General features: G+C 69.2%; 16 protein-coding genes. 8 read left to right on the top strand and 8 right to left on the bottom strand.

Translation table 11 applies throughout. The annotated features are described in order from the left end of the window. Window positions 1-93 precede the first annotated feature (93 nt). The gene (locus ACIQPQ_RS22160; RefSeq protein WP_401306158.1) at window positions 94-1560 is read left to right on the top strand and encodes a CCA tRNA nucleotidyltransferase; all 1467 of its coding nucleotides are present in this window, start codon (window positions 94-96) and stop codon (window positions 1558-1560) included. Window positions 1561-1722: 162 nt separating this feature from the next. On the opposite strand, the gene ACIQPQ_RS22155 is transcribed toward ACIQPQ_RS22160, so the two are convergent. The 4 genes from ACIQPQ_RS22155 to ACIQPQ_RS22140 all read right to left on the bottom strand — a co-directional run bounded on the left by ACIQPQ_RS22155 (window position 1723) and on the right by ACIQPQ_RS22140 (window position 5532). Continuing rightward, window positions 1723-2232, bottom strand: a complete 510-nt coding sequence (locus ACIQPQ_RS22155; protein ID WP_383768149.1) for a hypothetical protein — start codon at window positions 2230-2232, stop codon at window positions 1723-1725. Window positions 2233-2363: 131 nt separating this feature from the next. Next, the gene (locus tag ACIQPQ_RS22150) at window positions 2364-3626 is read right to left on the bottom strand and encodes an MFS transporter (RefSeq protein WP_401306157.1); all 1263 of its coding nucleotides are present in this window, start codon (window positions 3624-3626) and stop codon (window positions 2364-2366) included. A gap of 98 nt (window positions 3627-3724) precedes the next feature. After that, entirely contained in the window at window positions 3725-4807 is a 1083-nt protein-coding gene (locus ACIQPQ_RS22145; RefSeq protein WP_401306155.1) for an inositol-3-phosphate synthase, read from the bottom strand. 44 nt (window positions 4808-4851) lie between these two features. Beyond that, on the bottom strand, window positions 4852-5532 hold the full coding sequence (locus tag ACIQPQ_RS22140) for a helix-turn-helix transcriptional regulator (RefSeq protein WP_401306153.1): 681 nt from the start codon (window positions 5530-5532) through the stop codon (window positions 4852-4854). Window positions 5533-5916: 384 nt separating this feature from the next. Here ACIQPQ_RS22140 and ACIQPQ_RS22135 point away from each other — a divergent pair, with 384 nt between their 5' ends. After that, on the top strand, window positions 5917-8598 hold the full coding sequence (locus ACIQPQ_RS22135; protein WP_401306152.1) for a transglycosylase domain-containing protein: 2682 nt from the start codon (window positions 5917-5919) through the stop codon (window positions 8596-8598). 138 nt (window positions 8599-8736) lie between these two features. Further along, window positions 8737-10245: a glycosyltransferase family 87 protein gene (locus ACIQPQ_RS22130; protein ID WP_401306151.1), complete on the top strand. Its 1509-nt coding sequence runs from the start codon at window positions 8737-8739 to the stop codon at window positions 10243-10245. Window positions 10246-10388: 143 nt separating this feature from the next. Here ACIQPQ_RS22130 and ACIQPQ_RS22125 read toward each other — a convergent pair whose 3' ends face one another. From ACIQPQ_RS22125 to ACIQPQ_RS22115, 3 genes are all read right to left on the bottom strand, one after another. After that, a complete protein-coding gene (locus ACIQPQ_RS22125) occupies window positions 10389-11420 on the bottom strand; it encodes an alanine racemase (protein WP_383768165.1) in 1032 nt (343 codons plus the stop codon). Between the two features lie 103 nt (window positions 11421-11523). Next, window positions 11524-12645: a lipid II:glycine glycyltransferase FemX gene (locus ACIQPQ_RS22120; RefSeq protein ID WP_401306149.1), complete on the bottom strand. Its 1122-nt coding sequence runs from the start codon at window positions 12643-12645 to the stop codon at window positions 11524-11526. 276 nt (window positions 12646-12921) lie between these two features. Further along, complete coding sequence (locus ACIQPQ_RS22115) at window positions 12922-13233, bottom strand: hypothetical protein (protein ID WP_383768171.1); 312 nt, start codon at window positions 13231-13233, stop codon at window positions 12922-12924. 263 nt (window positions 13234-13496) lie between these two features. Between ACIQPQ_RS22115 and rpsF the strand changes: the two genes are divergently transcribed. The 4 genes from rpsF to rplI all read left to right on the top strand — a co-directional run bounded on the left by rpsF (window position 13497) and on the right by rplI (window position 15255). Further along, complete coding sequence (gene rpsF / locus ACIQPQ_RS22110) at window positions 13497-13787, top strand: 30S ribosomal protein S6 (protein WP_187621978.1); 291 nt, start codon at window positions 13497-13499, stop codon at window positions 13785-13787. Window positions 13788-13866: 79 nt separating this feature from the next. Beyond that, window positions 13867-14475 (top strand): single-stranded DNA-binding protein, encoded by a 609-nt coding sequence (locus ACIQPQ_RS22105; RefSeq protein ID WP_401306147.1) that lies wholly within the window; start codon window positions 13867-13869, stop codon window positions 14473-14475. Window positions 14476-14554: 79 nt separating this feature from the next. Beyond that, on the top strand, window positions 14555-14791 hold the full coding sequence (rpsR, locus tag ACIQPQ_RS22100) for a 30S ribosomal protein S18 (protein ID WP_130439187.1): 237 nt from the start codon (window positions 14555-14557) through the stop codon (window positions 14789-14791). Window positions 14792-14808: 17 nt separating this feature from the next. Further along, a complete protein-coding gene (gene rplI, locus ACIQPQ_RS22095) occupies window positions 14809-15255 on the top strand; it encodes a 50S ribosomal protein L9 (protein ID WP_383768177.1) in 447 nt (148 codons plus the stop codon). Window positions 15256-15495: 240 nt separating this feature from the next. Here the strand turns inward: rplI and ACIQPQ_RS22090 are convergent, their stop codons facing one another. After that, window positions 15496-16830 (bottom strand): MATE family efflux transporter, encoded by a 1335-nt coding sequence (locus tag ACIQPQ_RS22090; protein WP_401306146.1) that lies wholly within the window; start codon window positions 16828-16830, stop codon window positions 15496-15498. A 483-nt stretch (window positions 16831-17313) separates the two neighbouring features. Here ACIQPQ_RS22090 and dnaB point away from each other — a divergent pair, with 483 nt between their 5' ends. Continuing rightward, on the top strand, window positions 17314-18786 hold the full coding sequence (dnaB, locus tag ACIQPQ_RS22085) for a replicative DNA helicase (protein WP_383768182.1): 1473 nt from the start codon (window positions 17314-17316) through the stop codon (window positions 18784-18786). Window position 18787 lies beyond the last annotated feature (1 nt).

The raw sequence follows: 18787 nt of genomic DNA, 5'->3' as shown, positions 1-18787 counted from the left end.
ACGAAAGATGCGCTTGTGCGGTGGTTGCGGGAGGCGCCGCCCCACCGTAATCGGGGCGCCCCGGGAGTGCGGGGCCACGTACCCTCTTCTGTTGTGCCGAACGCCAACGAAGACAGTCCCAGTGTCCTGAACCAGGTGCAGCACCGCGCGGTGAGCGAGCTGCTGCGGGTCGCGCCGGTCGCCGACGACCTCGCCCGCCGCTTCCGGGAGGCCGGGTTCTCCCTCGCCCTGGTCGGCGGGTCGGTGCGGGACGCGCTGCTCGGCCGGCTCGGCAACGACCTCGACTTCACCACGGACGCCCGGCCCGAGGACGTCCTGCGGATCGTCCGGCCCTGGGCGGACTCCGTGTGGGAGGTCGGCATCGCGTTCGGCACCGTCGGCGTGCAGAAGAAGGCCCGCACCGGGGACGTCGACCGCGTCTTCCAGATCGAGGTGACCACCTACCGCTCCGAGGCCTACGACCGCACCTCGCGCAAGCCCGAGGTGTCCTACGGCGACTCGATCGAACAGGACCTCGTCCGTCGGGACTTCACGGTGAACGCCATGGCCGTGGCGCTGCCGGAGAAGGAGTTCATCGATCCGCACGGCGGTCTGGGGGACCTCGCGGCCAAGGTGCTGCGGACGCCGGGAACGCCCGAGGAGTCCTTCTCCGACGATCCGCTGCGGATGATGCGGGCCGCCCGGTTCGCCGCCCAGCTCGACTTCGATGTCGCCCCCGAGGTCGTCGCGGCGATGACCGGGATGGCCGGGCGGCTGGAGATCGTCTCCGCCGAGCGGGTCCGGGACGAGCTGAACAAGCTGATCCTCTCCGCCCACCCACGGAAGGGCCTTGCCCTGCTGGTCGACACCGGGCTCGCCGCGCACGTGCTGCCCGAGCTGCCCGCCCTCCAGTTGGAGAGCGACGAGCACCACCGGCACAAGGACGTCTACGACCACACGCTGATCGTGCTGGAGCAGGCGATCGCGCTGGAGGAGGAAGGCCCCGACCTGATCCTCCGGCTGGCCGCGCTGCTGCACGACATCGGCAAGCCGCGCACCCGCCGGTTCGAGCAGGACGGACGGGTCTCCTTCCACCACCACGAGGTGGTCGGCGCGAAGATGACCAAGAAGCGCATGACCGCGTTGAAGTACTCCAACGAGCTGGTGAAGGACGTCTCCCGGCTGGTCGAACTGCATCTGCGCTTCCACGGCTACGGCACCGGCGAGTGGACCGACTCCGCCGTCCGCCGGTACGTCCGAGACGCGGGGCCTCTCCTCGACCGGCTGCACAAGCTGACCCGCTCGGACTGCACGACGCGCAACAAGCGCAAGGCGGCTTCGCTCTCGCGCGCCTACGACGGGCTGGAGGCGCGTATCGCCGAGCTCCAGGAGCAGGAGGAGCTGGACGCGATCCGTCCGGACCTCGACGGCAACCAGATCATGGAGATCCTGGGCGTCGGTCCGGGCCCGGCCGTGGGGCAGGCCTACAAGCACCTGCTGGAGCTGCGGCTGGAACACGGGCCGATGGGTCATGACGCGGCGGTGACGGCGCTCAAGGAGTGGTGGTCCGAGCAGGCCTGAGGACTGGATGCGGGAGGGGGGGCATGTTTCACGTGAAACATGCCCCCCCTCCCGCATCCAGTCGGCAGTTACGGAGAGGGGCGGTGTTTCACGTGAAACACCGCCCCTCTCCGTAACTGCCTCGTGCGTTCCGCAGAGTGCTTTCTGCGTTCCGCGCGGTGCCTACTTCTTGTAGTCCTTGAGGCAGAGCAGGAAGTTACTGCCGTCGCCCGTCTCGGTGTACGAGTACTGGAAGTCCTTGGCCTCGCTGGAGCACTTGCTGTCTGCGGTCACCTGGGTGTAGGTGCCCTTGACCTTCGCCAGCACGATGTACTGGGCCTTGGAGTCCTTGCAGTCGACGACCTCGAGGTCGGGATTGGTGTCGCTGCTGCTGCCGCGGTGCATGCAGTCGCCCACGGCCGCGGTGTTGGCGTCGTCGCGGCTCGATATGTACGCGCCGATGCCCACGCCGACCACCGCGAGGACGATGACGACGTTCTTGATCAGCTTGAAGCTGACCTTGCGCCGGGGCGGGGCGGGCGGGACCGCGCCGTAGGGAGCCGCGGGCTGCTGCGGGAAGCCGGGCTGACCGGGCTGGGGCGGGTACGGGGCCTGGCCCTGGGGCGGGCCGTAGGGCTGCTGCTGGCCCGGCTGGGCGAACGGATTCTGGCCCTGAGGCGGCGGAGTCGTCACGAGAGGGTCCCCCCTGGAGAACGCGAAGGTGCGCGCGCACGAACAATGGCGCGATGTAAGACGCACGTAAGCTACCGGGCTCCACTGACAATGGTGCAGCCCAGAGGGGCTCTGTGGCATTGATGTGACACTTACTGGCGTTCAAACCGGACCATAGCGCTGGAAATGGCTCCGTAGATCACGGCGACCGTGACGACCAGCCCGACCGAGCGCCCGTCCGGGGGCAGCATCAGGGCCGCCACCCCCGCGGCGGCGACGAAGGCGACGTTGAAGAGCACGTCGTACAGGGAGAAGATCCGGCCGCGGAAGCCGTCCGCCACGGACGACTGGACGACCGTGTCGGTGGCGATCTTCGCCCCCTGGGTGACCAGCCCGAGCACGAAGGCCGCGACCAGCGCGGTGACCTCCTGGAACGGCAGCATCAGGGCGGGTTCCACCACGGCCGCCGTGCCCGAGCACACGACGATCCATCGCATCGGCCCGAGCCGGCCCGCCGCGGCGGGCGTGACCACGGCGGCGACGAAGAAGCCGAGGCCCGAGATGCCCACCGCGAGCCCGAGCAGGGCCAGCCCGTCGTCGGGGTCGTCGGACCAGGCGTACCGGCAGAGCATCAGCACCAGGACGGTGAGGGCGCCGTAGCAGAAACGCATCAGGGTGATCGCGCCGAGCGCCCGCGCGGCCCGCCGGCGTTCGGGCGCGGTGAGGTGGCGCACCCCGGCCGTGAGGCCCCGCGCGGTGCCCCGCAGGGCGGCGGACAGCCGCGGTGGCACGAGATCCCGCTCGGGTCCGAGGAGGTCCACCGCCAGTCGCAGCGAGGCGAGCGCGGCGCAGAGGTAGAGCGCGGCGCCCAGCAGGACGACGGCGGCGTCGGAGTCCGCCACCAGCAGGCGGACTCCGAAGGCGAGTCCGCCGCCCGCGGTGGCGGCGAGGGTGCCCGCGGTCGGGGAGAGCGCGTTCGCGATCACCAGGCGTTCGCCGTCGACGACCCGGGGCAGAGCCGCGGACAGGCCCGCGAGGACGAAGCGGTTGACCGCGGTGACGCAGAGCGCGGAGGCGTAGAACAGCCAGTCCGGCACCCCGCCGACCATCAGCACCGCGGTGGCGCAGGCCAGGAGGGCGCGCAGGACGTTGCCGTAGAGGAAGACCTGGCGGCGGCGCCAGCGGTCGAGGAGGACGCCGGCGAACGGGCCGACGAGGGAGTACGGCAGCAGCAGGACCGCCATCGCGGAGGCGATCGCGGTGGCGGAGGTCTGTTTCTCCGGGGAGAAGACGACATAGGTGGCGAGGGCCACCTGGTAGACGCCGTCGGCGCACTGGGACAGCAGCCGGACGGCGAGCAGGCGCCGGAAGTCGCGGAAGCGCAGCAGAACGCGGAGATCGCGGACGACGGCCATGGGGGACAGCCTCACACACGGCGAGACCCCCGGGTCACACGACCCGGGGGCCTTCGTCAGCCCTGGCAGGAGTGACTGGCGTGCGGCGCGCGTGCTGTCTAGCGCTCGACGTCGCCGCGGATGAACTTCTCGACGTTCTCGCGGGCCACGTCGTCGAAGTACTGGACCGGCGGGGACTTCATGAAGTAGCTCGACGCCGACAGGATCGGGCCGCCGATGCCGCGGTCCTTGGCGATCTTCGCGGCGCGCAGCGCGTCGATGATGACGCCCGCGGAGTTCGGGGAGTCCCAGACCTCGAGCTTGTACTCCAGGTTCAGCGGGACGTCACCGAAGGCGCGGCCCTCGAGGCGGACGTACGCCCACTTGCGGTCGTCGAGCCACGCGACGTAGTCGGACGGGCCGATGTGGACGTTCTTCTCGCCGAGGTCCCGGTCGGGGATCTGGGAGGTGACGGCCTGCGTCTTGGAGATCTTCTTGGACTCCAGGCGCTCGCGCTCGAGCATGTTCTTGAAGTCCATGTTGCCGCCGACGTTCAGCTGCATCGTGCGGTCGAGGATGACGCCGCGGTCCTCGAACAGCTTCGCCATGACGCGGTGCGTGATGGTGGCGCCGACCTGGGACTTGATGTCGTCACCGACGATCGGGACGCCCGCCTCGGTGAACTTGTCCGCCCACTCCTTGGTGCCGGCGATGAAGACCGGGAGGGCGTTGACGAAGGCGACCTTGGCGTCGATGGCGGCCTGGGCGTAGAACTTCGCCGCGCTCTCGGAACCGACGGGCAGGTAGCAGACGAGGACGTCGACCTGCTTGTCCTTGAGGACCTGGACGACGTCGACCGGGGCCTCGGCGGACTCCTCGATCGTCTCGCGGTAGTACTTGCCGAGACCGTCGAGGGTGTGGCCGCGCTGGACGGTGACACCGGTGCTGGGCACGTCGCAGATCTTGATGGTGTTGTTCTCGGACGCGCCGATGGCGTCCGCGAGGTCGAGACCGACCTTCTTGGCGTCCACGTCGAACGCGGCGACGAACTCGACGTCACGGACGTGGTAGTCGCCGAACTGGACGTGCATCAGGCCCGGGACCCGGGACGCCGGGTCGGCGTCCTTGTAGTACTCCACGCCCTGCACCAGCGATGCGGCGCAGTTGCCCACGCCGACGACGGCTACGCGAACCGAACCCATTCCGGTTGCTCCCTGTGTGTACGAGTGAGGCCCTGAGTGGGCGCTCACGTGGCGGTGTCGCCGGGCGAATCCGTCCCGGGGGTGTCCCCGGGGCGGGGCAGGCCGCCCGTCGTTCCAGATGTGATGTTCCGCTGAGCGGACTCGCCGGTGGGACCCCTCAGGTCCCGTCCGGCCCGCTCGCTCTCGATGAGCTCGTTCAGCCAGCGCACTTCGCGCTCCACGGACTCCATTCCGTGGCGCTGGAGCTCGAGCGTGTAGTCGTCGAGTCGTTCCCTGGTGCGCGTCAGCGAGGCGCGCATCTTCTCCAGGCGCTCCTCCAGACGGCTGCGGCGGCCCTCCAGCACGCGCATGCGCACGTCGCGGGAGGTCTGGCCGAAGAAGGCGAACCGCGCGGCGAACGTCTCGTCCTCGTACGCGTCCGGTCCGGTCTGCGAGAGCAGTTCCTCGAAGTGTTCCTTGCCGTCCGCGGTGAGCCGGTAGACGATCTTGGCGCGTCGGCCGGTGAGCGGAGCGGCCAGAGCGTCCTCGGGTCCGTTCGCCGCTTCCTCGATCAACCAGCCGTTGGCGACCAGCGTCTTGAGGCAGGGATAGAGCGTCCCGTAGCTGAACGCGCGGAACACGCCCAGTGAGGTGTTGAGCCGTTTGCGCAGCTCATAGCCGTGCATCGGTGACTCGCGGAGCAGGCCGAGGACGGCGAACTCAAGAATCCCGGAACGCCGGCTCAAGGTCGCCTCCTCTCTGCCGCGCCCCGTGTGACGAGGTCTCCCGACGGCCTTATGTCGCTCTGATGTATCGACTCGATACATCAAGACGATAGAACGGCCTTCCGCATGCGACAAGAGGGAAGAGGGTGAACGGGATCACATCACCGATTCGTTGCAGGCAAGTTGCCTGATTTGGGGTGAACTTCGGGCCTCGGCAGGTTTAGACGGTGCGTAGTCTGTGCGCCATGCAGACCACCGGGACCCGCGAGACGCCGGGGGGCGTCGAGGCCTCCGGTGCCGTACGGATGAATGCGCCAGCTACCGCATCCGTACTTCGGGGGGACAGGAAACCAGCCGCCGTTTCCAGGCGCGTACGGATGCGCCTGCCCGAGGAGTAGTCGTTCGATGAGCGAGCACCGTCGCAAACCGCCACAGCCGCAGGATGGCGGACGTGCCGCGGCCCGACGCGGCCAGTCCGGCTCGTCCTCCGGCCGCCGCGCGGCTCCGCGAGGCGCCACCGAGTCGTCCTCCGGCTCGTACGGGTCGGGTTCCTACGGAGCGGGAGACGCCCCCCTGCCCACGGGGGGCCGCGCCGAGGCCCGGCGCGCGGCACAGAGAGGCGCGGGGGGCCGTCGCAGAGGCGCCGAGCCCGGCCGGGGCCGCGCCACGCCCGAGAAGAAGCGCCTGATCGACTATCCGCGCGCCGCGAAGGACGGCTGGAAGCGCTGGGTGCCGTCCTGGCGGCTGGTGACCGGTCTCTTCGTCGGCTTCGTGGGCAGCCTGGTCGCCGTGGCGGGTGTCGGGTACGCGATGGTCACCGTCCCCAAGGTGGACGAGACGGCGACCGCGCAGAACAACGTCTACTACTGGAAGGACGGCAGCCAGATGGTTGCCACCGGTGGTGAGCGCAACCGTCAGCGGATCGGTCTCGACCAGATCCCCGAGGCGATGCGCTGGGCGGTGATCTCGCAGGAGAACAAGACCTTCTACGACGACAGCGGCATCGACCCCAAGGGCATCGCACGCGCCGTCCTCAACATGGCCAAGGGCGGACAGACGCAGGGTGGCTCCACCATCACCCAGCAGTACGTGAAGAACGCCATGCTCAACGACCAGTCGCAGACCCTCTCCCGGAAGTTCAAGGAGATCTTCGTCTCGATCAAGGTCGGCGCGGAGCAGGACAAAAGCCAGATCATCGAGGGCTACCTCAACTCCGCCTACTACGGCCGCAACGCCTACGGCCTCCAGGCGGCAGCCCGCGCGTACTTCAACAAGGACGCCATCAAACTCGACCCCGGTGAGTGCGCGCTCCTCGCCGCCACCCTGAAGGGCGCCACGCTCTACGACCCGGCCGGCGCCGAGTCGGTGAACTCCGCCGCCACCCCGCAGGCCAACACCCAGCGGGCGCTGAACCAGATGCAGGACACGCTCGACAAGATGGTCGAGTACAAGCACCTCGACGCCGCCGAGCGGGCCAAGTACACCAAGCTGCCCAAGCTGGAGAACCCGCGCTCCAACACCCAGCTGAGCGGCCAGATCGGCTACCTGGTCGACCTCGCCAACAGCTACGTGATCACCCACACCAAAGAGACGGGGATCACGCAGGACAAGCTCCAGCAGGGCGGCTACTCCATCTACACGACCTTCGACAGGAAGAAGGTCGCCGAGTTGGAGAAGGCGGTCACCAAGGTCTACAAGGCCAACATCAAGCCGGAGAAGCGCCCCGACAAGGACACTCACGTCCAGTTCGGCGGCGCGTCGGTGAGCCCGGAGACCGGTGCCATTGAGGCGATCTACGGCGGCCAGGACGCGACCAAGCACTTCACCAACAACTCCGACCAGACCGGTGCCCAGGTCGGGTCGACGTTCAAGCCGTTCGTGCTGGCGGCGGCCATGACCTGGGGCGTGCGCGATCCGGAGCTGGGTACCTCGCAGGCCCAGGACGAACGCACCATCGTCTCCCCCAAGAGCCTCTTCAGCGGTAAGAACAAGCTCAAGATCAAGAACTACGACGGCACGGTCTGGAAGAACGAGAAGGGCCAGGAGTGGCTCCAGACCAATGACGGTCAGGCCTCCTACGGCACCGCGCCGAAGTACAACATCGACCTGCGCGAAGCGATGCGCGAGTCGGTGAACTCGGCCTTCGTGCAGCTCGGCATGGACGTCGGGCTGGACAAGGTGAAGGCGGCGGCCACGAGCGCCGGCGTCAAGGAGGGCAGCCTCACCGGCGCGGGCTTCCCCTCCTTCTCCATCGGTATCTCCGACCCGAGCGCGATCCGGATGGCGGGCTCCTACGCCACCTTCGCCGCCAGCGGCAAGCAGCGTGACCCGTACTCCGTGCAGAAGGTCACCAGCGAGGACGGCGTGATCTACACGCACAAGTCCGAGACGCAGCAGGGCTTCACCTCGGCGGTCGCGGACAACGTCACGGACATCCTCAAGACCGTGGTCGACAAGGGCACGGGCACCGCGGCCCAGCTGCCCGGCCGCGAGGTGGCCGGCAAGACGGGTACCACCGACGGCAACAAGTCGGCCTGGTTCGTCGGCTACACCCCGCAGCTGTCCACCGCGATCACGATGTTCCGGTACGACGACGACGAGTCCAACAAGAACCGCACGTTCCTGGAGATGTTCGGAACGGGTGGCCAGGAGAAGATCCACGGCGCCTCCTTCCCCGCGGAGATCTGGCACGACTACATGGCCGAGGCGATGAAGGGGCTGCCGAAGAAGGGCTTCCCGACGCCCGAGCCCATCGGTGAGGTCGTCAACGAGGAGCCGGAGCCCACGCCGACCCCGTCGGTCACGGAGTCCGAGGAACCCAGCCCGTCCCCGTCCCCGAGCACCAGCAAGCCCGAGCCGGAGACCTCGCCCTCCCCGAGCGAGACCTGCACCACCTTCTTCGGCTGCGAGAACCCCGCCGGCGGGCAGGACAACGGTGGCCAGAACAACGGCGGCCAGAACGGCGGGCCCGGAGGCGGCACCGATCCGTCTCCGTCGACCTCCGAGAGCGAGGAAGCCGTCAGGGGCGGCGAGAACGGGGGAGCCGACGGAGGCGGCGGTGGCTTCTTCGGAGGCGCCGACGGCTAGCCAGGTCATCGCCGCTTCGCCCGAGACGGGCGTTTCACGTGAAACATGCGGATGTTCACGTGAAACGAGGGCCGTCCCGCCGTACCAGGCGGGGCGGCCCTCGGTGTTTCCGCCGGGTCCCCCGGGCCGTACGGCAGGATGTGGCCCATGCCCAGTGCAGAATCGACGCCAGTGCGCGTGCCCGAACCGGATGCGGTCCGGCCGACCAGGGACGACGAGGTGGCCGCCGCCGGAAGCGAGCTGATCGGTGGCCCGCTCGGACGGCGAGCCCTCACCGGGACCTCGTGGCTCTCCCCCGTCCGGGTCGTCGTGCTCGTGGCGATCGGGATGTTCGCCCTCGGCCTGGTCCAGAAAGCGCCCTGCTACAACGGCGGCTGGTTCTTCGGCGCCGTCTCCCAGTACACGCACGCGTGCTACTCGGACATCCCGCACCTGTACCAGGGACGCGGGTTCGCCGACGGCCTCGTGCCGTACTTCGACCGGCTCCCCGGTGACATGCAGTACCTCGAGTACCCGGTGCTCACCGGTGTGTTCATGGAGGTGGCCAGCTGGCTGACGCCGGGCGGCGGCAGCGTCCAGCACCAGGGCCAGTGGTACTGGATGGTCAACGCGGGGATGCTGATGGCCTGCGCGGCCGTCATCGCCGTCTGCGTGACCCGGACCCACGCCCGGCGGCCCTGGGACGGACTGCTGGTCGCCCTGGCGCCTGCCTTCGCGTTGACCGCCACCATCAACTGGGACCTCCTGGCGGTCGCCCTGACGGCCGCGGCGATGCTCATGTGGTCCCGGAGCCGCCCGCTCGCCTTCGGCGTCCTCCTGGGGCTGGCCACGGCCGCCAAGCTCTATCCCGTCTTCCTGCTCGGCCCGCTGTTCGTGCTGTGCTGGCGGGCGGGCAAGTGGCGGGACTTCGGGGCGGCCCTGGGCGGGGCGGTCTTCGCCTGGCTCCTGGTGAACCTGCCGGTGATGCTCTTCGCCTTCGAGGGCTGGTCGAAGTTCTACACGTTCAGCCAGGAGCGTGGCGTGGACTTCGGCTCCTTCTGGCTGATCCTGGCGCAGAACTCCAGCGACCCCCTGACCACCGACAGCGTCAACACCCTCGCCACGCTGCTCGTGCTGGCCTGTGCCCTCGGCATCGCGGTGCTGGCGCTGACGGCTCCGCGCCGACCGCGCTTCGCCCAGCTGGCCTTCCTGATCGTGGCGGCCTTCATCCTCACCAACAAGGTCTACTCGCCGCAGTACGTCCTGTGGCTGGTGCCGCTGGCGGTGCTGGCCCGGCCCAAGTGGCGGGACTTCCTGATCTGGCAGGCCTGCGAGGTGGCCTACTTCCTCGGCATCTGGCTGTACCTGGCGTACACGACCAGCGGAGACGCCCACAAGGGACTGCCGACCGACGGCTACCACTGGGCGATCGGCGTCCACCTGCTGGGCACGCTCTACCTCTGCGTCGTGGTGGTGCGGGACATCCTGTTCCCGGAGCGGGACGTCGTCCGGCGGGCCGGTGACGACGATCCCTCGGGCGGTGTGCTCGACCGGGCGGAGGACGTCTTCGTCCTCGGAGCCGCCGCCCGCGGCAGGCGGCACACGGCGACCGCCGACGGTCTGCCGGTCGCGTGGGGCAAGGAGGACGCGACGCCCGGTTCACCCTGAGCGAACAGCGTCCCCCAACGGCGGGCAGCACACCGCCCGGTTCGTACGAAAGGCCCGTCCACGGAACTCCCGTGGACGGGCCTTTCGCCGGTTTGTCGAAGCGCTGGTGTGGCCGGTGCGTCGGAAACCTCCTCGACGGGGTCTCAGCGGTCCATCAGCCGGTCGAACTGCGTCGTGGTGTGCCGCAGGTGCGCCACCAGCTCGTCGCCCACCGTCGGCTCCGGCGCGTCGGACGGCACGAAGAGGATCGACACCTGCATGTGCGGCGGCTCCGCGAACCAGCGCTGCTTGCCGCCCCACACGAACGGCGACAGATTGCGGTTCACGGTCGCCAGGCCGGCCCGTGCGACGCCCTTGGCGCGCGGCATGACGCCGTGCAGCGCCTTGGGAGCCTCCAGGCCCACTCCGTGCGACGTGCCGCCCGCCACGACCACCAGGAAGCCGTCCGAGGCCGCCTTCTGCTGCCGGTAGCCGAAGCGCTCGCCCTTGGCGACCCGCGTGACGTCCAGGACGGCGCCCCGGTACTCCGTGGCGTCGTGGTCGCCGAGCCACAGCCGCGTGCCGATGCGGGCGCGGAAGCGGGTCTGCGGGAACTGCTGCTGGAGCCGGGTGAGTTCGTCGGCCTTGAGGTGGCTCACGAACATGGTGTGCAGCGGCAGCCGGGCCGCGCGCAGGCGGTCCATCCAGCCGATGACCTCCTCGACGGCGTCCGAGCCGTCGGTGCGGTCCAGCGGCAGGTGGATGGCGAAGCCCTCCAGGCGGACGTTCTCTATGGCGGCGTGCAACTGCGGCAGGTCCTGCTCGCTGATGCCGTGCCGCTTCATCGAGGACATCACCTCGATGACCACACGGGCGCCCACGAGGCCGTACACGCCGTCGATCGACGAGACCGACCGCACGACCCGGTCGGGCAGCGGCACGGGCTCCTCGCCGCGCCGGTACGGCGTCAGGACGAGCAGGTCGCCGCTGAAGAAGTCCTTGATGCGCGCGGCCTCGTACGTGGTGCCCACGGCGAGGATGTCCGAGCCGAGCCGGGTGGCCTCCTCGGCCAGCCGCTCGTGGCCGAAGCCGTAGCCGTTGCCCTTGCAGACCGGGACCAGTCCCGGGAACTGCTCCTGCACGTGCTTGTGATGCGCCCGCCAGCGCGCGGTGTCGACGTAGAGCGTGAGCGCCATGGCCGGACCTGGAACCTTTCTCGTGGCTGGGGTGGTGCGGAGGTGGGGCGTGCGGGTGCCGCGGTGCCGGTACCGCAGCAGCGTGCCGGACGTGGTGCTGCGGTCAGCGCCGCGACATGTAGATGTCGAGCGCCTTGTGGAGCAGCTTGTTGAGCGGGAAGTCCCACTCCCCGAGGTACTCGGCCGCCTGGCCGCCGGTGCCGACCTTGAACTGGATCAGGCCGAACAGGTGGTCCGACTCGTCCAGCGAGTCCGAGATGCCTCGCAGGTCGTAGACGCTCGCGCCGAGCGCGTAGGCGTCGCGCAGCATCCGCCACTGCATGGCGTTCGAGGGGCGGAACTCACGGCCGATGTTGTCGGAGGCGCCGTAGGAGTACCAGACGTGGCCGCCCACGATCAGCATCGTCGCCGCCGACAGGTTGACGCCGTTGTGCCGGGCGAAGTACAGCCGCATGCGGTTGGGGTCCTCGGTGTTGAGGGCCGTCCACATCCGCTGGAAGTACGAGAGGGGGCGCGGCCGGAAGTGGTCGCGGACCGCCGTGATCTCGTAGAGGCGCTGCCACTCCTCCAGGTCGTGGTAGCCGCCCTGGACCACCTCGACGCCCGCCTTCTCCGCCTTCTTGATGTTGCGGCGCCACAACTGGTTGAAGTTCCTGTGGACCTCTTCCAGCGAGCGGTTCGCCAGCGGCACCTGGTAGACGTAGCGCGGCTGGACGTCACCGAAACCGGCGCCGCCGTCCTCGCCCTGCTGCCAGCCCATCCGGCGCAGCTTGTCGGCCACCTCGAAGGCGCGCGGCTCGATGAAGTCCGCCTCGATGTCCCGCAGCCGCTTCACGTCCGGGTTCTGGATGCCCGCCTTGATGGAGCCCGCCTCCCAGCGCCGGATGATCACCGGCGGGCCCATCTTGACCGAGAACGCGCCCTGCTGCCGGAGGTGGGCGAGCATCGGCTCCAGCCACTCCGTCAGGTTCGGCGCGTACCAGTTGATGACCGGGCCCTCGGGCAGGTAGGCCAGGTAGCGCTTGATCTTGGGGAGCTGCCGGTAGAGGACGAGACCGACGCCGACGAGTTCCCCGGTCCTGCCGTCGAACCAGCCGAGGCTCTCCGACCGCCACTCGGCCTTCACATCCGACCAGGCCGGAACCTGCATGTGGCTCGCCGACGGCAGGCTCTGGATGTACGCCAGATGCTGCTCGCGGCTGATCGTCCTCAGGGTCAGGCTCATTCGGGGCGCTCCTCGGGCTGGGGTGTCCCCATGGGTTCAGGGGCTCCGGCTCTCGCGCCGAAGCCTACTGCGCCCTGCGCGCGGCCCGACTGGGGCGTGCGGCACCTTCGCCCCGGCCCGGGGAGCGGCGGGGGCGGTCCGCGGACGCGCGGGGTTCCCGCCCGCGCGTCCGGTGGTCCGGCGCCGCGCCCGCGCGCGAACGGTGCACGGCCTGTGAAGGCGGGCCGTACCGACGTGCGCGGAGCGGGCGCGGGGGCCGGTCAGATCATCGGAGGGTCACCAGAGGCCGCCGAAGAGGCCGCCGTGGGCCATGCCGAGGAAGAAGCCGACGGCGGAGGCGCCGAGGCCCAGGATCAGCCCGAAGCGCTCACGTGTGGTCTCGGAGATCCACTGCCCGTAGGCGCCGGTGCCGATCCCCACCAGACCGGCCCACGAGCTGAGCAGGTGGAGGCTGTGGAACATCGCCGTGACGAAGGCCACCACCCCGAGGACCAGGGTCACGGCCATCAGCGTGTCCTGGACCGGATGGGGCTTGCCGTCGGTGGCGAACAGGGAGCCGGCGGTGTTGGGTCGCAATGCCTGTGCCATAGGGCACCTCCTGCGGAAAACGGCGCATCGTAGCGCCATACACACCCGATGTGTACAGATTGACGGTCCCCCCGGCCGGATTTCAACCGGAAGCGCTGTGCGGGTACTCTGTACCGTCTGCACCGGTGTCTGCCCAGCCCGACCCAGGACGGCCGTTCTCCGGCCCCTGACTGTCAGTGGCGGCCGATACCGTTGCGTACGCATCACAACCCTCCTGCCACGGAACGACCGTGGCCGCTGAGTCCAAAGGAGGTGGGTTCCACATGCGTCACTACGAACTGATGGTCATCCTCGACCCCGATCTCGAGGAGCGCGCTGTCTCCCCGCTGATCGAGAACTTCCTCTCCGTCGTCCGCGAGGGCAACGGAAAGGTCGAGAAGGTCGACACCTGGGGCCGTCGTCGTCTCGCGTACGAGATCAAGAAGAAGCCCGAGGGCATCTACTCGGTCATCGACCTGCAGGCCGAGCCTGCGGTCGTCAAGGAGCTCGACCGCCAGCTCAACCTGAACGAGTCGGTCCTCCGGACCAAGGTCCTCCGCCCCGAGACCCACTGAGCTTCCCCGCTCAGCTGAACTCGGGACTCGAGTAGCAGCAGCACCAGCCAGCAGCAGCAAACCCGCCGAGAGGTTCCCCATGGCAGGCGAGACCGTCATCACGGTCATCGGCAATCTTGTCGACGACCCCGAGCTGCGCTTCACCCCCTCCGGTGCGGCGGTCGCGAAGTTCCGCGTCGCGTCCACCCCCCGCACCTTCGACCGTCAGACCAACGAGTGGAAGGACGGCGAGAGCCTGTTCCTGACCTGCTCGGTCTGGCGGCAGGCGGCGGAGAACGTCGCCGAGTCGCTCCAGCGAGGCATGCGCGTCGTCGTGCAGGGCCGGTTGAAGCAGCGGTCCTACGAGGACCGCGAGGGCGTCAAGCGCACGGTCTACGAGCTGGACGTCGAGGAAGTCGGTCCCAGCCTGCGCAACGCCACGGCCAAGGTCACCAAGACCGCCGGTCGCGGTGGCCAGGGCGGGGGCGGCGGCTTCGGCGGCGGTGGCGGCGGCGGCCAGCAGGGCGGCGGCTGGGGCGGCGGCCCCGGCGGTGGCCAGCAGGGCGGCGGCGCTCCCGCGGACGATCCCTGGGCGACCGGCGCTCCCGCCGGTGGCAACCAGGGCGGCGGCGGTGGCGGCTGGGGTGGCAACTCCGGCGGCAACGGCGGCGGCGGTGGCGGCGGCTACTCGGACGAGCCCCCCTTCTAGGCCCCGGGCCCGGTTCACCGGGCCTGTCGGGTCGGAGGCGGGACCGTATCCCACTTCTTGATCACACAGGAGAAACACCATGGCGAAGCCGCCTGTGCGCAAGCCTAAGAAGAAGGTCTGCGCGTTCTGCAAGGACAAGGTCACGTACGTGGACTACAAGGACACGAACATGCTGCGGAAGTTCATTTCCGACCGCGGCAAGATCCGTGCCCGTCGCGTGACCGGCAACTGCACGCAGCACCAGCGTGACGTCGCCACGGCCGTCAAGAACAGCCGTGAGATGGCGCTGCTGCCCTACACCGCCACCGCGCGCTAAGGGAGGGTGACCGACACATGAAGATCATCCTCACTCACGAGGTCTCCGGCCTCGGTGCCGCGGGCGACGTCGTGGACGTCAAGGACGGTTACGCTCGCAACTACCTCATCCCGCGGAACTTCGCGATCCGCTGGACCAAGGGTGGCGAGAAGGACGTCGAGCAGATCCGTCGTGCTCGCAAGATCCACGAGATCCAGACCATCGAGCAGGCCAACAGCGTCAAGGCCCAGCTCGAAGGCGTGAAGGTCCGTCTGGCCGTCCGCTCCGGCGACGCCGGTCGTCTCTTCGGTTCCGTCACCCCGGCCGACATCGCCTCCGCGATCAAGGCCGCCGGCGGTCCTGACGTCGACAAGCGTCGTATCGAGCTGGGTACGCCCATCAAGACCCTGGGCGGCCACGAGACGTCGGTGCGTCTGCACCCCGAGGTGGCCGCCAAGGTCACCATCGAGGTCGTCGCGGCCTGACGTCGAGTTCGGCCCGTCGAGTCGTCTCAGCTCATAGAGCTGTATCGGCTCACGGAGTTGCAGAAAGGGGCCGCATCCTCAGGGATGCGGCCCCTTTCGCATGCGGTGCCTCGCCGAGGAGGCCCTGCGGCTCGTCGGGGGTTCGGGGCGTGGGAACTCGTGTCTCACTGGTCGCGCGCTGCCCGTCGCGTTCGTGGTTTCACGTGAAACACCCGCTTTCGCCGGTTTCACGTGAAACATTCAGCGGACCGCCCCGGTGACCACCCAGCGGCCGGACCGGGTACGGAGCCAGAGCGTCAGCATCCGGACCGCCATCATCATGGTCATCGCTCCCCACAGTGCCGTGAGACCACCCAGGGCAAGGACGAGCAGCGCCACGGGGGCGAACGCCGCCAGGGTGAGCACCATGGCCCAGGCCAGGTAGGGCCCGTCCCCCGCGCCCATCAGGACGCCGTCCAGGACGAAGACGATGCCGCAGACCGGCTGGGAGAGGGCCACCACCAGCAGGGCGGGCAGCGCGGCGTCCCGGACCGCCTGGTCGCCGGTGAACAGGGGGAGGAACAGCGGCCGGGCCAGTACCACGAACACACCGAGCGCGACGCCCACCGCGATCCCCCACTCCACCATGCGTCGGCACACGGCGCGGGCCCCCTCGGCGTCACCGGCGCCCAGGTAGCGGCCGATGATCGCCTGTCCGGCGATGGCGATGGCGTCGAGGGCGAAGGCCAGCAGGCTCCACAGCGACAGGACGATCTGATGGGCGGCGATGTCCGCGTCCCCCAGCCGCGCGGCCACGGCGGTGGCGATCATCAGGACCGCGCGCAGCGACAGCGTGCGCACCAGCAGGGGTACGCCGGCCTGGGCGGAGGCGCGGATGCCGACGGCATCGGGGCGCAACGAGGCTCCGTGGCGGCGAGCCCCTCGCACGACCACGACGAGGTAGGCGGCGGCCATGCCGCACTGGGCGATCACCGTGCCCCAGGCGGACCCGGCGATGCCCAGGTCCGCTCCGTAGACGAGGCCGACGTTCAGGACAGCGTTGGCGACGAAGCCCGCGAGGGCGACGTAGAGGGGAGTCCTGGTGTTCTGGAGGCCGCGCAGGACGCCGGTCGCCGCCAGGACGACGAGCATGGCCGGGATGCCGAGCGCCGAGATGCGCAGATAGGTGGTGGCGTACGGGGCGGCCGTGTCGGAGGCGCCGAACAGCTCGACGAGTGCGGGTGCGGTGGGCACGACGACGGCGACGACCGCGACGCCCAGGAGCAGCGCCAGCCAGATGCCGTCCATGCCCTGGCGGATGGCGGCGGGGAGGTCGCCGGAGCCGACACGGCGGGCCACGGCGCCGGTCGTGGTGTAGGCGAGGAAGACGAAGACGCTGACCGCGGTCATCAGCAGGGCGGAGGCGATGCCCAGCCCGGCGAGCTGGGCGGTGCCGAGGTGGCCCACGATCGCGCTGTCGGCGATGACGAAGAGCGGTTCGGCGACGAGTGCGCCGAAGGCGGGCACGGCGAGCGTGACGATCTCCCGATCGTGTCGGCGCCGGTCCGCCCGGGGGATCGTGGGGGCCTGGGTCATGGGCCCCAATGTAATCGTCCACAGGTAAGCGATGCAATCCACCTGGGACCCTTACTTGGTGACTCCCTGTGTGTGCCTCCGCGCAGGCTTGGTGAGGATCTTGACCGGATGGGGGAAGTTTTTCTTCTGCACAGCCGGTGGACGGGAAAGAGGCAGGTCAGAGGTGTCCTCCTGGGAAGAGGGAGGGCTTGTTCACAGGACTGTCCACCGGGTCGTGCACAGGTTTTGCCGAGTTCTCCACAGCATCCGGGCCGTCGTCCACATGGCCTGTGGATAACCAGATTGGCTGACGGTGCCCGCGGGCCTACCGTGGTCCGGCGCCCGCTCCGTCCACCGGTGAGGAACACCGTGCGGAGTCGGCCGGGAAACCCTTACAAATCCGACGCGCCGCAGGCGGAGTTGGGCCCCTTAGTTGTCAGTGTCGTGCCGTAGAAATGAGGGGCACGGCGAGGTCCGCTGCGCGGACGGGAGGAGGTGGCTCGGTTGAGCATTTCCGAGCCCTTGGACGATCCGTGGGCCGACAGCGGTCCCAGCGATCGTCTGCCCGCCTCCCGGCGACGCGACGGCGGACGGGGCCGGGACGACCAGCACGACCGCGACCGTGACAGCGGGGGCTGGGACGGCGGAAGCCCCTTCGAGCGGGTGCCGCCGCAGGACCTCGACGCCGAGCAGTCCGTCCTCGGCGGCATGCTGCTGTCCAAGGACGCCATCGCCGACGTCGTCGAGATCCTCAAGGGCCACGACTTCTACAAGCCCGCGCACGAGACGATCTACCAGGCCGTCCTCGACATCTACGCCAAGGGCGAGCCCGCCGACCCCATCACCATCGCCGCCGAGCTGACCAAACGCGGCGAGATCAACAAGGTCGGCGGGGCGTCGTATCTGCACACCCTCGTCCAGACGGTGCCGACGGCCGCCAACGCCGAGTACTACGCGGAGATCGTCCACGAGCGGGCGGTCCTGCGCCGCCTGGTCGAGGCCGGCACCCGCATCACCCAGATGGGATACGCGGGCGACGACGACGTCGACGAGATCGTCAACCGCGCCCAGGCCGAGATCTACGCGGTCACCGAGCAGCGCACCAGCGAGGACTACCTCCCGCTCGGCGACATCATGGAGGGCGCCCTCGACGAGATCGAGGCGATCGGGTCGCGCAGCGGTGAGATGACCGGTGTGCCCACCGGCTTCACCGATCTCGACTCGCTCACCAACGGGCTGCACCCCGGCCAGATGATCGTCATCGCCGCCCGTCCCGCGATGGGCAAGTCGACGCTCGCCCTGGACTTCGCTCGGGCGGCGTCCATCAAGAACAACCTCCCCAGCGTCATCTTCTCCCTCGAGATGGGGCGCAACGAGATCGCGATGCGCCTGCTGTCCGCCGAGGCCCGCGTCGCGCTGCACCACATGCGGTCCGGCACGATGACGGACGAGGACTGGACGCGCTTGGCGCGCCGGATGCCGGAGGTGTCGTCCGCGCCGCTCTACATCGACGACTCGCCGAACCTGTCGATGATGGAGATCCGCGCGAAGTGCCGCCGCCTGAAGCAGCGCAACGACATCAAGCTCGTCATCATCGACTACCTCCAGCTGATGCAGGCCGGCGGCGCCAAGCGCTCCGAGAGCCGCCAGCAGGAGGTCTCCGACATGTCCCGGAACCTCAAGCTTCTGGCCAAGGAGCTGGAGGTTCCCGTGATCGCGCTCTCGCAGCTGAACCGTGGCCCCGAGCAGCGCACCGACAAGAAGCCGATGGTGTCCGACCTGCGCGAGTCCGGGTCCATCGAGCAGGACGCCGACATGGTCATCCTGCTGCACCGCGAGGACGCCTACGAGAAGGAGTCCCCCCGCGCGGGCGAGGCCGACATCATCGTCGGCAAGCACCGAAACGGCCCCACGGCGACGATCACGGTGGCCTTTCAGGGCCACTACTCCCGCTTCGTGGACATGGCACAGACCTGAC

It is taken from the genome of Streptomyces sp. NPDC091281 (assembly GCF_044757425.1).
Taxonomy (GTDB): domain Bacteria; phylum Actinomycetota; class Actinomycetes; order Streptomycetales; family Streptomycetaceae; genus Streptomyces.
Note: the sequence above shows the minus strand (reverse complement) of the source record. Positions and strands in the feature narration are given on the sequence as shown.